General features: G+C 68.0%; 14 protein-coding genes. 10 read left to right on the forward strand and 4 right to left on the reverse strand.

Annotation, left to right across the window (positions count from 1 at the left end):
* Positions 1-50: 50 nt before the first annotated feature.
* Entirely contained in the window at positions 51-1,751 is a 1,701-nt protein-coding gene (locus RWO82_RS01630; RefSeq protein ID WP_314422431.1) for a MinD/ParA family protein, read from the forward strand.
* Positions 1,751-2,242, forward strand: a complete 492-nt coding sequence (gene def / locus RWO82_RS01635; RefSeq protein ID WP_314422433.1) for a peptide deformylase — start codon at positions 1,751-1,753, stop codon at positions 2,240-2,242. The genes RWO82_RS01630 and def overlap by 1 nt, the downstream gene beginning before the upstream one ends.
* Positions 2,243-2,293: 51 nt before the next feature.
* Here the strand turns inward: def and RWO82_RS01640 are convergent, their stop codons facing one another.
* Positions 2,294-4,123, reverse strand: coding sequence for a long-chain fatty acid--CoA ligase (locus tag RWO82_RS01640; RefSeq protein WP_314422435.1), 1,830 nt, complete (start codon positions 4,121-4,123; stop codon positions 2,294-2,296).
* A gap of 151 nt (positions 4,124-4,274) precedes the next feature.
* On the opposite strand from RWO82_RS01640, the gene RWO82_RS01645 reads away from it, so the two are divergent.
* Positions 4,275-4,973 carry a lysophospholipid acyltransferase family protein gene (locus tag RWO82_RS01645; protein ID WP_314422437.1) on the forward strand — a complete coding sequence of 233 codons (699 nt, stop codon included), beginning with the start codon at positions 4,275-4,277 and terminating at the stop codon, positions 4,971-4,973.
* Between the two features lie 37 nt (positions 4,974-5,010).
* On the forward strand, positions 5,011-6,351 hold the full coding sequence (locus RWO82_RS01650) for a class II 3-deoxy-7-phosphoheptulonate synthase (RefSeq protein ID WP_314422438.1): 1,341 nt from the start codon (positions 5,011-5,013) through the stop codon (positions 6,349-6,351).
* Positions 6,352-6,429: 78 nt separating this feature from the next.
* Here RWO82_RS01650 and pknB read toward each other — a convergent pair whose 3' ends face one another.
* Entirely contained in the window at positions 6,430-8,379 is a 1,950-nt protein-coding gene (gene pknB, locus RWO82_RS01655) for a Stk1 family PASTA domain-containing Ser/Thr kinase (RefSeq protein ID WP_314422440.1), read from the reverse strand.
* A 79-nt stretch (positions 8,380-8,458) separates the two neighbouring features.
* Positions 8,459-9,658: a LysM peptidoglycan-binding domain-containing protein gene (locus RWO82_RS01660; RefSeq protein ID WP_314422442.1), complete on the reverse strand. Its 1,200-nt coding sequence runs from the start codon at positions 9,656-9,658 to the stop codon at positions 8,459-8,461.
* Positions 9,659-9,844: 186 nt separating this feature from the next.
* On the opposite strand from RWO82_RS01660, the gene RWO82_RS01665 reads away from it, so the two are divergent.
* Positions 9,845-10,189, forward strand: a complete 345-nt coding sequence (locus RWO82_RS01665; protein WP_399540698.1) for an Rv2175c family DNA-binding protein — start codon at positions 9,845-9,847, stop codon at positions 10,187-10,189.
* Here RWO82_RS01665 and RWO82_RS01670 read toward each other — a convergent pair whose 3' ends face one another.
* A complete protein-coding gene (locus RWO82_RS01670) occupies positions 10,190-11,290 on the reverse strand; it encodes a polyprenyl synthetase family protein (RefSeq protein ID WP_399540695.1) in 1,101 nt (366 codons plus the stop codon).
* An 85-nt stretch (positions 11,291-11,375) separates the two neighbouring features.
* Here RWO82_RS01670 and RWO82_RS01675 point away from each other — a divergent pair, with 85 nt between their 5' ends.
* The 5 genes from RWO82_RS01675 (at position 11,376) to RWO82_RS01695 (ending at position 15,952) form a co-directional block, all read left to right on the forward strand.
* Positions 11,376-11,747 (forward strand): DUF3040 domain-containing protein, encoded by a 372-nt coding sequence (locus RWO82_RS01675; protein WP_314422447.1) that lies wholly within the window; start codon positions 11,376-11,378, stop codon positions 11,745-11,747.
* Positions 11,748-12,039: 292 nt separating this feature from the next.
* Positions 12,040-12,471 carry a division/cell wall cluster transcriptional repressor MraZ gene (gene mraZ, locus RWO82_RS01680; protein ID WP_194763448.1) on the forward strand — a complete coding sequence of 144 codons (432 nt, stop codon included), beginning with the start codon at positions 12,040-12,042 and terminating at the stop codon, positions 12,469-12,471.
* Between the two features lie 117 nt (positions 12,472-12,588).
* Positions 12,589-13,527: a 16S rRNA (cytosine(1402)-N(4))-methyltransferase RsmH gene (gene rsmH / locus RWO82_RS01685; protein WP_314422450.1), complete on the forward strand. Its 939-nt coding sequence runs from the start codon at positions 12,589-12,591 to the stop codon at positions 13,525-13,527.
* A complete protein-coding gene (locus RWO82_RS01690; RefSeq protein WP_314422452.1) occupies positions 13,524-14,129 on the forward strand; it encodes a hypothetical protein in 606 nt (201 codons plus the stop codon). The genes rsmH and RWO82_RS01690 overlap by 4 nt, the downstream gene beginning before the upstream one ends.
* 35 nt (positions 14,130-14,164) lie before the next feature.
* A complete protein-coding gene (locus RWO82_RS01695) occupies positions 14,165-15,952 on the forward strand; it encodes a penicillin-binding protein 2 (RefSeq protein ID WP_314422454.1) in 1,788 nt (595 codons plus the stop codon).
* The last annotated feature ends 1 nt before the right edge of the window (position 15,953 follow it).

The raw sequence follows: 15,953 nt of genomic DNA on the forward strand, positions 1-15,953 counted from the left end.
GCGCACTCTTTCGTGCACACCCGAGGCCCGCGCAGGCTTGGAGTGACAACGTGACCCCGAAGAAGAGGGCAGAATCGCCGGACGACGAGTCCCGCGGGATGCTCGATGACGCCGCGTCGATGGATACGGCGGTGATCGGCATCCTCGACGGCACCGCGCAGGTGAGCGTGCAGCTGCCGAAGGACGACGATGACGACCTCGGCGACGACGGTGTCGTCGAGGGAGAGATCGTCGCCGACCTCATCGTCGACGAGCCCGTCTCCGCCGCAAAGGCGGCCGAGACGGTGAGCGCCGGTGATCAGCAGCGGCTCCCGATGGAGCCGATCATCATCGAGCTTCCGCCGGAGCCTGCGCCTGAGCCGGAGCCTGCGCCGGAGCCTGAGCCTGAGCCTGAGCCTGAGCCGGAGCCCGAGCCTGAGCCTGAGCCGGAGCCCGAACCGGAGGCCGAGTCCGAACCGGAGACCGAGCTCGAGCCGGAGCCAAAAACGGAGCCGGTGCCAGAACACGAGGTCGCCGTGGTCACACCCGAGCCGACGGCGCTGATCGAGGCGGACGCCGTGGCCGAGGAAGCAGCCGTCGCGGCGGCGTTCGTCGCGCAGGCGAAGGCCGATGTCCGCACGCGGGCGTCGATTCGCACGGGCGCGATCCCGACCGTGACCGCCGCACACACCCCGACCGAGAAGACGGAGGCCGCTCGCGTGGACTCGCCGAAGTCAGACGCCGCCCCCGCGCGGCAGACCCGCTCCGCCCGAGCGGATGCTCACCTTTCGTCCAAACGACTCGATCAGCTGGGGGGAGATTCCTCCCGGGAGACGGCCGACCTCCTCACCGCCGATCGGCTGCTCGACCCGCACCGGGTGACCAAGCCCGAGCCCGAAGGTGCATGGAGCCACTTCCTGTACACGATCTCCGGCCGTCGGATCAACATCGGCGACGGCAAGCGGGCACGGGCGCGCAAGGCGCTCTCGGCGCGCATCGCGGCACCACTCGTCGGTGGTGCTCGATTCGTGCCGGTGCTGTCCCGCAAGGGCGGCGTGGGGAAGACGACCATCACCGCCCTGCTGGGCATGGCGCTCGCGGATGCGCGCGACGACCGGGTGATCGCCGTGGACGCCAACCCCGACCGCGGGACCCTCGCGGATCGCGTCGAGCGCCCTCAGCATTCTCGTTCCGTGCGTGACCTGGTGCGCATCCGCGACGAGGTGCGGGGGTACCACGACATCTCGGCGATCGTCGCTCGCGACGCGACGCGGCTCGACGTGCTCGCGTCCGACCCGGATCCGCGCATCGCTGAGGCCTTCAGCGACAGCGACTACCGCGATGTCGCCGGCGTGGCTGCGCACTATTACTCGCTCGTGCTCACCGACACGGGCACGGGCATCGTCCATTCGGTGATGTCGGCGACGCTCGACCTCGCCGACCAGATCGTGATCGTCTCCGGACTCAGCGTCGACGAGGCACGGCTCGCCTCCGAGACGCTGACATGGCTCGAGACGAACGGCTACGCAGAGCAGGCCCGCGAGGCGGTCGTCGTGCTGAACCAGTCGACCCCCGGCGCGCCGCTGGTGCGGCTGAACGAGCTCGAAGCGCACTTCCGCACGCGGGCGGCTCACGTCGTGCGGATGCCGTACGACTCCCAGATCGCCGGAGGCGGCACGATCGTGTTCTCGAACCTGCAGCCCGAGACGCGGGTCGCGGCCCGGGAGCTGGCCGCTCTCCTCGTCGAAGGCCTCCGGGCCAAGGGCGCCTGATGGCCGTCCGCGAGATCAGGGTGTTCGGCGATCCCGTGCTGCGCACGGTGTGCACGCCGATCGATCACATCGACGACGGAGTGCGCGCGCTCATCGCGGATCTGCTCGACACGGTCGAGATTCCCGGAAGGGCCGGCGTCGCGGCGCCTCAGATCGGCGTGGCCCTCAGAGCGTTCAGCTACAACATCGACGGAGACATCGGCTACGTCATCAATCCGGTTCTGACCGAGGTGCGCGGCGATCCCGAGCCGACGGGGGAAGGGTGCCTCTCGGTGCCGGGACTCTGGCACGACGCGCTCCGTCATCCCTGGGCGCGGGTCGAGGGAATCGATCTCGACGGAGCGCCGGTCGTGCTCGAGGGCGATGGGCTCCTCGCTCAGGCGCTGCAGCACGAGACCGACCACCTCGACGGCAAGCTCTATCTGACCAGGCTCGAGCCGGAGACCCGCAAGCGGGCGATGCGCGAAGTCCGCGAGAGTTCCTGGTTCTGAGTGCGCACGAAGAAGGGCCCCGCCGAGACGGGGCCCTTCTTCATGCATCGCTCAGCCGATCGAGACGTTCGTCGTCGACACGGGCTCGTCATAGATCGCCGCGATGTCGTCGGCGAAGTCGGTCATGATCACGCTGCGCTTGATGGACAGCTTCGGTGTCAGGTGGCCCGAGGCCTCGGTCCACTCGGTGTCGAGCACGGTGAACTTGCGGATGGACTCCGCGCGCGAGACGTGCGAGTTGGCCAGATCGACCGCCCGCTGGATCTCGGCGCGCACGGCGTCGTTCTTCGCAGCCTTCGACAGCGGCATGTCCTTGTCGAGTCCGTTGTTCGCGAGCCACGTGGGCAGCATCTCGGAGTCGAGCGTGATCAGAGCCGAGATGAACGGGCGCTGATCGCCGACGACGACGACCTGGCCGATGATCGGGTTGGCGCGGATCGGGTCCTCGAGCGCGGCCGGTGCGACGTTCTTGCCGCCTGCCGTGACGATGATCTCCTTCTTGCGACCGGTGATCGTGAGGAACCCCTCGGAGTCGAAGCTGCCGATGTCGCCGGTGTGGAACCAGCCGCCTTCGCTGAAGGCCTCAGCGGTCGCCTCGGGGTTGTTCCAGTACTCCTTGAAGACATTGATGCCGCGCACCTCGATCTCGCCGTCCTCGGCGAGCCGCACGCCGACGCCGGGGAGAGCCGGTCCGACGGTGCCGATCTTCGACTTGTCGGCGAGGTTCACCGTGGCCGGCGCGGTCGTCTCCGTGAGGCCGTAGCCCTCGAGGATCACCACGCCGAGGCTGTGGAAGAAGTGGCCCAGTCGGGCGCCGAGCGGAGCGGAACCCGAGACCGCGTACACGATCCGACCGCCCATCGCGTCCCGCAGCTTGCCGTAGACGAGCTTGTTGAACAGCGCGAACTTGAGCTTCATCCCGAACGGGATGCTCTTTCCCGCCTCGAGCAGCTTGGAGTGCTCGATGGCCACATCGGCAGCAGCGCGGAAGATCTTGCCCTTCCCGCCTGCTTCGGCCTTCTGCTCCGCAGAGTTGTAGACCTTCTCGAAGACGCGCGGCACGGCCAGCAGGAAGGTCGGCTTGAACGATCCGAGCGCGGGGAGGAGCTGACGCGTGTCCGGCTGATGCCCCGTGCGCACGCCTGCGTGCACGTTGAGGATCGAGATGAAGCGTGCGAACACGTGCGCGGTCGTGATGAAGAGCAGCGTCGACGAGCCGGGAGTCTGCACCACCGCGTCGAGCGCCTTGGCGGAGTTGCGCGACAACTCGACGAAGTTGCTGTGCGTGAGGACGCAACCCTTCGGCCGTCCTGTCGACCCCGACGTGTAGATGAGGGTCGCGATGTCGGAGCCGACGGCGATGCTGCGCAGGCGCTCGATCTCGGCATCCGGGATCGAGGCCCCCTGTGCGGTCAGCGCGCCGATCGCTCCGAGGTGGAGCTGCCACACCTCGCGGATGAGGGGCAGGTCGCCACGGACCTCGTCGACCCGGGCGAAGTGCTCGGGGGATTCGACGATCAGCGCGATCGCGCCCGAGTCCTCGAGGATCCACTGGATCTGGGAGGGGGAGCTGGTCTCGTAGATCGGAACCATCACGGCCCCCGCATAGAAGAGCGCGAAATCGACCAGCGTCCAGTCATAGGTCGTGCGGGCCAGGAAGCCGACCTTCTCACCGGGCTGGATGCCGGCGGCGACGAACCCCTTCGCGAGGGCGATCACCGCCGTCTGGAAGTCGGCCGCGGAGATGTCGCGCCATCCGTCGCCCTCCGGGACGGAGAACAGAGCGCGGTCGGGGGTCGCCTCCACGCGCTTCACGAGCAGGTCGGCGATGTTGCCTTCGGGGTCGGCGGGGACGACGGCGGGGACTTCAAACTGGACCACGGCAGCTCCTTCGGTACCGGTCGGGCACGGTGTTGGACACGAGTCTAGGGCATGAGACTCGGTCGCATGGCAGTTGATACTGAGTCGCGTCTTGAGGTGGTCGAGCGCACGGCACTGGCGTCACGCGGACGCAGGGATAGACTTCACCTCGATGTTCTACTGGCTGATGAAGTACGTCGTGATCGGCCCCGTGGTCAAGGCGATCTTCCGCCCCTGGGTCGTGGGTCGCGCGAACGTGCCCGCGAGCGGCGCGGCGATCCTCGCGAGCAACCATCTCTCGTTCGCCGACTCGATCTTCCTTCCGCTCATGATCGACCGGCCCATGTCCTTCCTGGCGAAGAGCGACTACTTCACGGGGCGCGGCATCAAGGGCTGGGCGACCAAGTTCTTCATGAAGGCGACCGGACAGATCCCGATCGACCGATCGGGGGGCAAAGCGTCCGAGGCGTCCCTCAACACGGGTCTGCAGGTCCTCGGGAGCGGCGATCTGCTCGGCATCTACCCGGAGGGCACCCGCAGCCCCGACGGCAAGCTCTATCGGGGCAGGACCGGGCTCGCCCGCATGGCGCTGGAGGCCAAGGTCCCCGTCATCCCCGTGATCATGGTCGACACCGACACGGCGATGCCCATCGGTCAGCGGCTTCCGCGGGTCGTCCGCGTCGGGATCGTCATCGGAGAGCCTCTGGACTTCTCGCGATACGCGGGCATGGAGAACGACCGATACATCCTCAGATCCGTCACAGACGAGATCATGGTCGCGCTGCAGCGGCTGGGGGAGCAGGAGTACGACGACGTCTACGCGTCGACCGTGAAGGACCGGCTTCCCGCGCGCGTCACACAGCGCTCCTAGGGCATCCGGCCCGACCCGCGCGCACTAGGCTGGACTCATGCTCCAGCACCACATCGACGCGCTTGACGCGTGGCGCTCGCTCCCGATCAAACAGCAGCCTCAGTGGGGCGACGCCGAGCGCGTCGCCGAGGTCTCCGCGCAGATCGCGGCGCTCCCGCCCCTGGTGTTCGCCGGTGAGGTCGACAACCTCCGTGATCGCCTCGCTCGGGCGGCATCCGGGCAGGCGTTCCTGCTCCAGGGTGGCGACTGCGCCGAGACGTTCGCCGGCGCCACCGCCGACCAGATCCGCAACAGGATCAAGACCGTCCTCCAGATGGCCGTCGTGCTGACCTATGGCGCGTCGATGCCCATCGTGAAGATGGGACGCATGGCGGGGCAGTTCGCCAAGCCGCGCTCGAGCGACACCGAGACGCGCGGCGACGTCACGCTTCCCGCGTACCGCGGCGACATCGTGAACGGCTACGACTTCACCGAGGGATCGCGCCGTGCCGATCCCGGCCGACTGCTGCAGGGCTACCACACCGCGGCCTCGACGCTGAACCTCATCCGTGCGTTCACGCAGGGTGGCTTCGCCGACCTGCGCGAGGTGCACTCCTGGAACAAGGGCTTCGCACAGAACCCGGCGAACCAGCGCTACGAGCGCATGGCCGCCGAGATCGACCGCGCGATCAAGTTCATGGAGGCCGCCGGAGCAGACTTCGACGAGCTCAAGCGCGTCGAGTTCTTCACCGGCCACGAGGGCCTGCTCATGGACTACGAGCGCCCCATGACGCGTATCGACTCCCGCACGGACACGCCGTTCAACACGTCGGCGCACTTCCTGTGGATCGGCGAGCGCACGCGTGAGCTCGACGGCGCGCACGTCGACTACTTCTCGAAGATCCGCAACCCGATCGGGGTGAAGCTCGGACCCACCACGACGCCCGAGACGGCACTCCAGCTGATCGACAAGCTCGACCCGAACCGCGAGCCCGGGCGCCTGACGTTCATCACGCGCATGGGTGCCGGCAAGATCCGTGACGCGCTGCCTCCTCTTCTCGAGGCGGTCCGCGACTCCGGCGCGCAGCCCCTGTGGGTCACCGATCCCATGCACGGCAACGGCATCACGACGCCGACCGGCTACAAGACGCGTCGTTTCGACGACGTGGTCGACGAGGTGCGCGGCTTCTTCGAAGCGCACCGCGCAGCGGGCACCTTCCCCGGCGGCATCCACGTGGAGCTCACCGGAGACGACGTCACGGAGTGCCTCGGCGGCTCGGAGCACATCGATGAGGCGGCCCTCGCGACCCGCTACGAGAGCCTGTGCGACCCCCGCCTGAACCACATGCAGTCGCTCGAACTGGCGTTCCTCGTGGCGGAGGAGCTCGAGAAGCGCTGAGCGCAGCCGCCGCCCACGAAAGAGTCGCCCTCTCCCGATCGGGGGAGGGCGACTCTTCACATCTCGCGAGGGTCGAACCTATAACAAACCGGGCGTCAGAGTGATCGTGGCACCGCTGCGGGCCGAGCCTGAGGGGTCATACCCGCGCACACGGTAGATGTCCCAGTAGCCGCCACCGAGCGGCAATTCGGTGTCCTTGATTCCCGGATTCACTTTGAAACCGAGACCTTCGAGCTCCGCAACGGCGGACCTGATTGTCCAGCCCTCAACATCTGGGATCGCTACGGGTGTCGGCCCCTTAGACACAATGAGCTGTATGCGATCGCCCGGGCGCCAGTTTCCTTCTTCCCCCCGGGGCGCATAAGAGATAACTCGACCCTCGGCGATTTCTTCGTTGAACTCTTCGATTCGCTCATCGGCGACGACCAAGCCCTTCTCCGAGAGCGCATCGGTGGCCTGGTCGACGTTCATGTCCCTTACATCAGGCAATGCCCCGGCCGAGACGTACAGCTCGACCGAGTCGTCTTCGCGCAGGTCGCATCCGTCGCCGCAGCCGTAGACCTCGGCGCCGTCGCGGGGGGTCACGAACGCATTGATCACGCGTCCGGCCTCCGCATCCGAGAAGAGGATGAGCGGGTTGTCCGCCACATTCACCTCGATGCCACCGAGGTAGTCCCTCGCTTCCTGCTCCGTCTTGCCGTTCAGGGGCTCGACGGTGTGCGACGCGGGACCGACCGACACGAAGACGGTGATCTCGGTGTCCTTCTCGAGCCGCGCGCCTTCATCAGGATCCGTGCGGATGACGACGTCGCGCGCGACGTCGATGGAGTTCTCCTCGCCGCGCACCGGCACGAAGCCCTCGGCCTGCAGTGCGGCCGCGGCCTCGTCGTACGACTGTCCGGCGACGGCGGGCACCGCGATCAGCGAACCCGGACCGGACCCGAACCACCAGCCCACGCCGCCCGCGATCGTGGCGAGCAGCAGGACCAGGGTGAGGAGGAAGGCTCCACGGGCGCGCCGCTTCGACGACCGGCGCCGCAGCAGCGTCGCGTTGTCGACGGCCTCGGTCGCGGGTGCGGACGGGCTCGGCAGCACCATGGTGCTCGGCATGACCTTGGTGAGATCCGAGGAGTCGGACTGGGCGCGTTGCGGCGCCGTCGCCGCGGCGACGGCGGGTGCGATGCCGAGACCGCGTTCGATCTCCCGCAGCCGCTCGAGCATCTGCTGCGCGTCGTCGGGGCGTTCGTCAGGGGACTTCTCCGTCGCCCACAGCACGAGTTCGTCGAGCTGCTCCGGCACGCCGGGATTGCGCACGCTGGGGCGCGGCACCGACTCGGTCGCGTGCTGGAAGGCGATCTGCATGGGCTGCTCGCCCTTGTAGGGCTGTTCGCCCACGAGCATCTCGTACAGCATGATGCCGAGCGCATAGATGTCGCTGCGCGCATCCGCGGTGCCGCGAGTCACGAGCTCGGGCGCGAGATAGGCGATCGTGCCGAGGAGCTGCTGTCCGGTGGCGGTGTTGGCCGTCGTGGCCCTCGCGAGACCGAAGTCGCCGATCTTGATGCGCCCGTCTTCGGCGAGCAGCACGTTCTCGGGCTTCACGTCGCGGTGCACGATTCCTGCGCGGTGTGCGGCCGAGAGTCCGGCGAGCACGGCGTCCATGATCGTGATCGTCTGCGGTACCGTGAGCCGCTTCTGTTCGCGCAGCAGCTCGCGGAGGGTGATCCCCGGCAGGTACTCCATCACCAGATACGCCAGCTCGCCGTCCTGACCCTGGTCGAAGACGTTGACGACGTGGGGGTCCGCGAGTCGCGCGGCGGCGCGCGCCTCCTGGATGAATCGGCTCTGGAAGGCCGAATCGTCGCTCAGGTGCGCGTGCATCACCTTGAGCGCGATGCGGCGCTCGAGGCGCAGATCGGTGGCGACATAGACCGTCGCCATCCCACCTCGCGCGATTCGTGCACGAACTCGGTAGCGACCGTCGACGAGCCGCCCGATGAGGGGGTCGGCCTGCTGATTGGTCGTCACGTCAAGATTCTATTGACGACTGCCTGAAAGCCACGGGAGCGGCTCGCCCCTCGACCCTGCGCGTTTGCCGGGACGTGCGTCACCCGTGCTGTGCGAGCCACTGGTAGGCCTGCGTCTCCCACTGGCCGTAGCGCTCGGGGTAGGCCGAGATCTGCACGGCCTGGGCTGCCTGTGTGAAGGGCATGCTCTCCCAGCCGCCGATGTCGAGCAGGCCGCGCGTGTTCTGGCCGTTCGGGTCGTTCGCGCCGCCGAAGAACACTCGGGTGCTGCGGTCGGGATCCGTCACCTGCTCGGGCGTGCCCCAGCCCGTGCTCGGGCGCTGCTGGAAGAGGCCGAGGGAGTCCCTGTCGCCGAAGGTCACATTGCGCAGGCTCGATTCGACCATCGCCGTGGCGAGTCCGATCGCGATCGCGCGGTCGGAGACGCCGAGATCTCGACCGACCGCGATGATGAGCCGGGCGTTGCCCGCCTGCTCCGCGTCGAGGCCGGCGAACAGCTGAGCCGGTGGCCCGGTCGGTGCCGCGGGTGCGGGCGCCGCGGGTGCGGGCGCCGGAGCAGGAGCGGCGACCAGAATGCTCTGGCCGGGGTAGATGATCGCGTCGGCGCCGAACCCGTTGAGCGCGAGCAGCGTCGCGGTGGTCGTCCCATAGGTCCGCGCGATGTCGAAGAGGGTGTCGCCCGCGGAGACGGAGTGCGTCGTTCCACCGGTCGTCGCCGCTTCAGGCGTCGGTGCGGCCGGCGGCGCGGCGGCGGGTGCGGGCGCGGGCGCCGAACCGCCGGGGAGAGCGAGAGCCTGGCCGGGATAGATCACGGATGACCGGTCGAGCCCGTTGGCGGCGAGGATCGCGTCAACCGACGTGCCGTGCGAGCGGGCGATGCCGAACACGGTGTCTCCTGCCGCCACCACGTGTGAAGCCGATGTCGCGGCTGCGCTCGCGGGGGACGGGGTTGTTGACGCGCCGGGGGTGAGGGAGAGCGTCTGGCCCGGGTGGATGACGGATCTCCAGCCGAGGCCGTTCCAGGCGAGCACGTCGGCGGTGCGCAGCGCGAAGCGGGTCGCGATCGAGTAGATCGTGTCACCCGACTGCACGGTGTACGACGCCGGCGCAGCCTCCGCGGGGACGACGCGGGGCGTGGACGCCGCGAGACGGTGCACCGCGGGCGCGCCGTCGGCGGATGCGGGCACGGCGGCCAGAGCGCCTGACAGCGTCCCCAGGACGGCTGCGGGGACTCCGAGTCTCAGAAAGCGCGTTCGCCGCGCGGCGGTGGGCGTGGTCAAGGTCGTCTCCCTCGGTCGGCGTCCGCCCACGGTGTCACGTCTGTATACGGAAGTCAACAGAAGTGACACACGTTAAGGATGGGACAGAAGTGACGAAATGCGATGCGCGCCGAGAGGTGAGATAGTGGCAGGGTGTCTGCGCAGCCTGAGAACCACCCCGTCGAGAACCACTCTTCCGCCGAGCAGATCGGCGACCAGGGAGTGACCCCAACCGAGTGGCTCACGATGCCCGATCTCGTCGAGGCTCTCGACCAGCCCCTCGGGCGAGTCCGGCGTCTCATCGACGAGCACTACCTGGTCGGCACGCGCCGGAACGGCGTGTTCACGGTGCCCGGAGTCTTCATCGTCGACGGCCACCCGCTGCCCTCGCTGAGAGGGACGATCATCGTGCTCCAGGACGCGGGGTTCACGGACGACGAGGTCGTCGACTGGCTGCTGTCCGACGACGAGACGCTCGGACGCTCGCCGATCGCCGCACTGCTCGCCGGGCACAAGAGCGAGGTCCGTCGCCTCGCCCGCACCCTCGCCTGATCAGGCCGCCCGCACGGTCGCCGCGCGAGCGAGGTCGCGCAGATCGTTCACGGCCGCATCGTCCAGCCGCGCACCGGTGAGTGCCCGGTCCGCCTCGAGCGCATACTCCGAGATCATGGCCTCGACCCGGTCGAGGGCGCCAGACGCAGAGATCGTCGCCTGCAGGAACTCGATCTGCTCGGGAGTGAGATCCGGATCGCCCAGCATCTGGTCGAAGAGGTTGCGGGTCGAGGCGCCGAGGGTCTGACGGCTCAGCGCGACCAGCACGGTCCGCTTGCCCTCGCGAAGGTCGTCGCCTGCAGGCTTGCCGGTCACGGACGTGTCGCCGAAGACCCCGAGCACGTCGTCGCGCAGCTGGAACGCCATGCCGAGGGGATGCCCGAATCCGCGCAGCGCGAGAACCTGGTCGGCCTCGGCGTCGGCGATCGACGCACCGAGGACGAGCGGCTGCTCGATGCTGTAGCGGGCGGACTTGAGCGAGACGACCCGGAGCGCGCGCTCGACGTGCGAGTCCGAGGCGTTCACACTCCACGCCGACTCCTCCGCGATGTCGAGGAACTGTCCGACCGTGACGTCACGTCTCATGCGCGCGTACTCGCGACGCACCGATGCCGCGTGGGGGAGTGCCGCGACGGCATCTTCGAAGAGGTCGTCGCTCCACGCGACGAGCAGATCGCCCAGCAGGATCGCGGACGAGCGTCCGAACGCAGCGGCGTCGCCCCACCAGCCGGATTCCCGGTGCGAACGCTCCAGTGCGCGGTGGGCAGCCGGGCGACCGCGCCGAGTGTCGGAGTTGTCGATGAGGTCGTCGTGCACGAGCGCTGCCGACTGGAAGATCTCGAGAGCGGCGCAGACGTCCCACAGAGCCGTCGACTCCGCGGCGGGACGTCCGTGCCACCGTGCCACACCCTCCCAGCCGGCATGGCAGAAACGAGCACGCAGACGCTTTCCCCCCACCAGTGTGTCGGCGGCGGAGTCGATCAGAGCGGCGGCATCGGGACCGTACTCCGCAGACTCTGCGCGCATCTTCTCGATGAAGGTGTTCAGTCGGTCGGCGACGGCGTCGGAGACGAGTGTGGGGGACGGCACGACTCCCAGCATACGTAAAGCCAATCCGAGGTCCGGCAGCTAGCCCCAGGCGACATACCGCGCGTAGAATGGACGGACGATACCCGAGGGGGACGAAATGCCACTCTCCGAACAGGAGCAGCGTCTGCTCGACGAGATGGAGCGCCATCTCCTGCACAACGACGCCGATGTCGTGAGCGCGCCGTCAGGCGACCGAGCTCTCAGCTACCGAAATCTCGTGTACGGAGCCCTCCTGCTCCTCGCCGGCGTGGGCGGACTCATCGTCGGAGTCGTGCTGGGCGATGTGTGGGGTGTCGTCGTCGGTGTGATCGGATTCGCGGCGATGCTCGGCGGGGTCATGCTCGCCGTCACCCCCGTCCGTCGGCCCGTGTCGGCGGCTCCTCGCGAGCGCGCTGCGAAGCAGCACAGTTCCGCGTCCTTCATGGACCGCATGAACGATCGATGGGACAAGCGCCAGGGCGGTCGCTGACCTCCCCCCACTTTCTTCCACGAAGGCCCGGATGCTCTGAGCATCCGGGCCTTCGTCGTTCCCGGAGCCCGTTCGTCTCCACGGTCTCCTGGCGGGGAGGGCCACTCAGGCATCTCCTCCACCTGGCCTCCACCGGCGCTCCACCCCGCTGTGGTGCGAGATTCCGCGGATCGGATTTCCGCGAATGCGCCGACAAGGCGCTTTTCGTCGTATTCGCCATAGGTTTGTGGAGGAAAGTGGAGTAAAGTGGGGCGCACCTCGAGTTGGCCGGACGGAGAGGGGGTGATGGCTGATGTTGCTGGGAACGCATTCTCCGAAGTTGGACGACAAGGGACGGGTCATCCTTCCCGCGAAGTTCCGCGAAGACCTCGGCGGCGGCATCGTCGTCACCCGGGGGCAGGAACGCTGCCTCTACGTCTTCAGCACGGCCGAGTTCGAGGCGATGCACGAGCGGATCCGTCAGGCGCCGCTCGCGAACAAGCAGGCTCGTGACTTCATGCGCCTGTTCCTCTCTGGTGCGAGTGCGGAGATGCCAGACAGCCAGAACCGCATCACCATTCCCGCGCACCTCCGTCAGTACGCGGGTCTGCAGAAGGAGCTCATCGTCACCGGTGTCGGCGCACACGCCGAGATCTGGGATGCGGAGAGCTGGAACACCTACCTCGCGGCCGGCGAGGAGTCGTACTCCGAACTCGAGCAGGAGGTGATCCCGGGACTGTTCTGACCACGGCTGTGATGCCCCGCCGCTCCCGCCCCGACACACTTCCCCGGTGCCGGGTCGTGAAGCGGAGGGGGATCAGGGCCCTGGTCACCGAGATACAGAGATCACCCGAGAGAGATCATGAGCCTCCGCGACATCCACACCCCCGTACTGCTCGAGCGCTGCATCGAGCTGCTCGCTCCCGCGCTCCAGCACGACGGCGCCGTGCTCGTCGATGCCACCCTTGGCATGGGCGGCCACTCAGAGGCGCTGCTCGAGCGATTCCCGAACATCCGGCTCGTCGGACTCGACCGAGACACCGACGCGCTGCGGATCGCGGGTGAGCGTCTCTCCCGCTTCGCCGATCGCGTCACTCTCGTGCACACCGTCTACGACGAGATCGGTCTGCACGCGCAGGGCGCGTCGGGCATCCTGTTCGATCTCGGAGTGTCCTCCCTGCAGCTCGACGAGGCCGAGCGCGGGTTCGCGTACTCGAAAGACGCCCCGCTCGACATGCGGATGGACCAGACGAAGGGCATCACGGCCGCCGAGGTGATCGCGACCTACAGCGAAGGCAACCTGCGCCGTATCTTCGAGCGCTACGGCGAGGAGAAGCTCGCGGGACGTTACGCCCGCTTCATCATCGCGGCTCGCGAGAAGGCGCCGATCACCCGCTCCGGCGAACTGGTCGAGATCCTCATCGCTGCCACACCCGCGGCGGCGCAGCGCGCGGGGCACCCGGCCAAGCGCGTGTTCCAGGCTCTCCGCATCGAGGTGAACGCGGAGCTCAACGTCCTGGCCGATGCGATACCCGCGGCCATGGACGCGCTCTCCGTCGGCGGACGCATCGTCGTGATGTCGTATCAGTCGCTGGAAGACCGACTGGTCAAGCAGGCCTTCGCCGCGGGTGCGGCATCGACGGCTCCGAAGGGGCTCCCCGTCGAGCTCCCCGAGCACGCACCACGATTCAAGATCATCACTCGCGGTGCCGAGCAGGCAGACGACGAGGAGCGCGCGCGCAACCCGCGCGCGATCCCGGTGCGTCTCCGCGCCGCCGAGAAGATCAGGGAGAGCGCATGAGTCTCAACGCCGCCGTCCGCAAGCCTCGTGCGCTGCCGGGAGCTCCCGAGCGTGCGACCGAGCGCACCCCGGATCGCCGCCTGCAGCCCGTCACCGGCACGCCCGTCCGTCGCAAGCCGAAGCTCGCCTACGCGCTCGTCGCCCTCACTGGGGCGATGGCGATCGGCGCTGCCCAGATCGCCCTCTCGCTGGCGATCACACAGGACTCCTTCGTCCTGGCCGGCCTGTCGTCGCAGCAGCATGAACTCGACCTCCGTACGGATGCGCTGCAGGAGGATCTCACCGGGATGAGCTCGCCGCAGTCGCTCGCCACGAGCGCTGCAGGGCTGGGCATGATCGTCGCGGGATCACCCTCGTATCTGCGTCTGAGCGACGGCGCGGTCTTCGGTGCCGTGAGCGGCGCAGGGGGAGTGTCCACGATCAACCCCAACGGTGCCGGTGCGGTGAGCAATGCGCTGCTGCAGGCCCCGGTGGCCGCACCGAACGCGGGCGGCGACAGCGCGGAGACGAACGGAGGCGTCGCGACGGATGGCGTCCAGCCCCCGGCGCAGGACCTGCCGCCCGCCATCACCGACGGCCTCCCGAGCCCCACGACCCGCTGACCGCCCCGACCATCGCGAACTGACGGAGAGAGCCCATGACGACACGAGCCACCCGGAGTCCCCGGCGACGCACGGTCGTCGCGCTGGCCGTCATCCTGTCGATCCTCGCGGCGTTCGTCGTCCGCCTCGTCGACATCCAGGTAGTCAGGGCCGACGAGCACGTCAGCGAATCGCTCAAGTACATCTCGGTGGGCACGCCGCTTCCGGGCCAGCGCGGCTCGATCGTCGACGCCGAAGGCACGATCCTGGCCGAGAGCGTCTCCGTCTACGACTGGAGCCTCGACCCCCAGGTGGTGTACCTGCTGGAGGACGACGAGAAGAACCCGCCCGAGATCCCGTGGGCCGAGGCTGCGCAGAAGATCGCGGCGATCACGGGTCTCGACGCCGAGACTCTGCGCACCGACGTCGAGTCGCAGCATGCCGCAGACCCCCACTCGCGCTGGTACCAGGTGAAGAAGGGGCTGAGCACCGAGCAGCACATCGAGCTCAAGGAGCTCAAGGCTCAGGGGCTGCCCTACCTGCACTTCAGTGCTCGTGAGACCCGCGTGTATCCGAACGGGGCCGTGGCCGGGAACGTCATCGGCTACCTGGACGGCGAGGGGGAGGCGCAGGCCGGCATCGAGAAGATGGACAGCCAGTGCCTGGCTCCGACGGACGGCGAAGAGAGCTACCGCACCGGCAAGGACGGCGTGATCATCCCCGGCAGCGAGACGCGCACGGACGCGATCGACGGCGGATCCGTGCAGCTGACCATCAACAGCGACCTGCAGTGGTACATGCAGCAGATGATCGCGGAAGAGGCGCAGGCACAGGGCGCGAAGGGCGGCACCGTCACGGTCGTGGAGGTCAAGACCGGCAAGATCAGGGCGGCAGCGGAGTGGCCGACGATGGATCCCAACGACCTCGACGCCTCGGGAGCCGACACCTGGGGGAGCCTGCTGTTCTCCCGCACCTTCGAACCGGGCTCGACGTTCAAGGCCGTCACGGCAGCGGCCGTGATGGAGAACGCCGGAGTCACGATGACCGGTCCGACGGTCTCGGCCTCCTCGCATGAGAAGTTCGAGAACGGCGCCGTCATCAACGATGCCTTCGTGCACCCCGCGTTCCAGTACACCCTCGCCGGTGCGCTGATCGACTCGTCCAACGTGGCGCTGTCGAAGTTCGGCACCATGGTGAGTCCCGATGTGCGCTACGACTACCTGCAGCGTTTCGGCGTGGGGGAGACCACCGTCGGTTTCCCCAATGAAGAGGGCGGCGAACTGCACCCGACGGCCGACTGGGACAACCAGTCGCTGTACACCACCACTTTCGGCCAGTACTTCACGGTCACGGCGCCGCAGGTGGCGGCCGCGTATCAGGCCATCGCGAACGGGGGCGAGAAGATCGACCTGTCGCTGATCGAGTCGTGCACGTCCTCCGACGGAACGGTCACCACGCCGGACGCCCCCGAGCACGAGCAGATCATCGCGCCCCAGACCGCGGCCGACCTCACGCGCATGCTCGAGAACGTCGCCGTGCAGGGCGGCAACGCCGAGCGCATCGAGGTGCCCGGCTACCGCGTGACGAGCAAGACCGGAACCGCCCAGGTGCCCGACGGCAACGGCGGCTACAAGCAGGGCATCTACTACACGAGCATGGTCGGCTTCGCCCCGGTCGACGATCCTCAGTACGTCGTCGTGGTGACTCTCGACGAGCCGACTAGAATTACATCGTCTGCTGCTACCGCCCCGGCCTTCCAGAAGGCGATGACCCAGACCATGAAGACCTACCGCGTGATGCCATCCTCCACTCCGATGGACGCGCTTCTTCCCAAGTTCGAATAGT

Source organism: uncultured Microbacterium sp. (genome assembly GCF_963521645.1).
Classification (GTDB): Bacteria; Actinomycetota; Actinomycetes; order Actinomycetales; family Microbacteriaceae; genus Microbacterium.

Excerpts from the sequence above, each read along its gene's own strand:
- rsmH (WP_314422450.1), top strand. The coding sequence starts at position 12,589 with ATGAGCCTCCGCGACATCCACACCCCCGTACTGCTCGAGCGCTGCATC.
- RWO82_RS01690 (WP_314422452.1), top strand. The coding sequence starts at position 13,524 with ATGAGTCTCAACGCCGCCGTCCGCAAGCCTCGTGCGCTGCCGGGAGCT.
- mraZ (WP_194763448.1), top strand. The coding sequence starts at position 12,040 with ATGTTGCTGGGAACGCATTCTCCGAAGTTGGACGACAAGGGACGGGTC.
- RWO82_RS01675 (WP_314422447.1), top strand. The coding sequence starts at position 11,376 with ATGCCACTCTCCGAACAGGAGCAGCGTCTGCTCGACGAGATGGAGCGC.
- RWO82_RS01695 (WP_314422454.1), top strand. The coding sequence starts at position 14,165 with ATGACGACACGAGCCACCCGGAGTCCCCGGCGACGCACGGTCGTCGCG.
- RWO82_RS01645 (WP_314422437.1), top strand. The coding sequence starts at position 4,275 with ATGTTCTACTGGCTGATGAAGTACGTCGTGATCGGCCCCGTGGTCAAG.
- def (WP_314422433.1), top strand. The coding sequence starts at position 1,751 with ATGGCCGTCCGCGAGATCAGGGTGTTCGGCGATCCCGTGCTGCGCACG.
- RWO82_RS01650 (WP_314422438.1), top strand. The coding sequence starts at position 5,011 with ATGCTCCAGCACCACATCGACGCGCTTGACGCGTGGCGCTCGCTCCCG.
- RWO82_RS01670 (WP_399540695.1), bottom strand. The coding sequence starts at position 11,290 with ATGCTGGGAGTCGTGCCGTCCCCCACACTCGTCTCCGACGCCGTCGCC.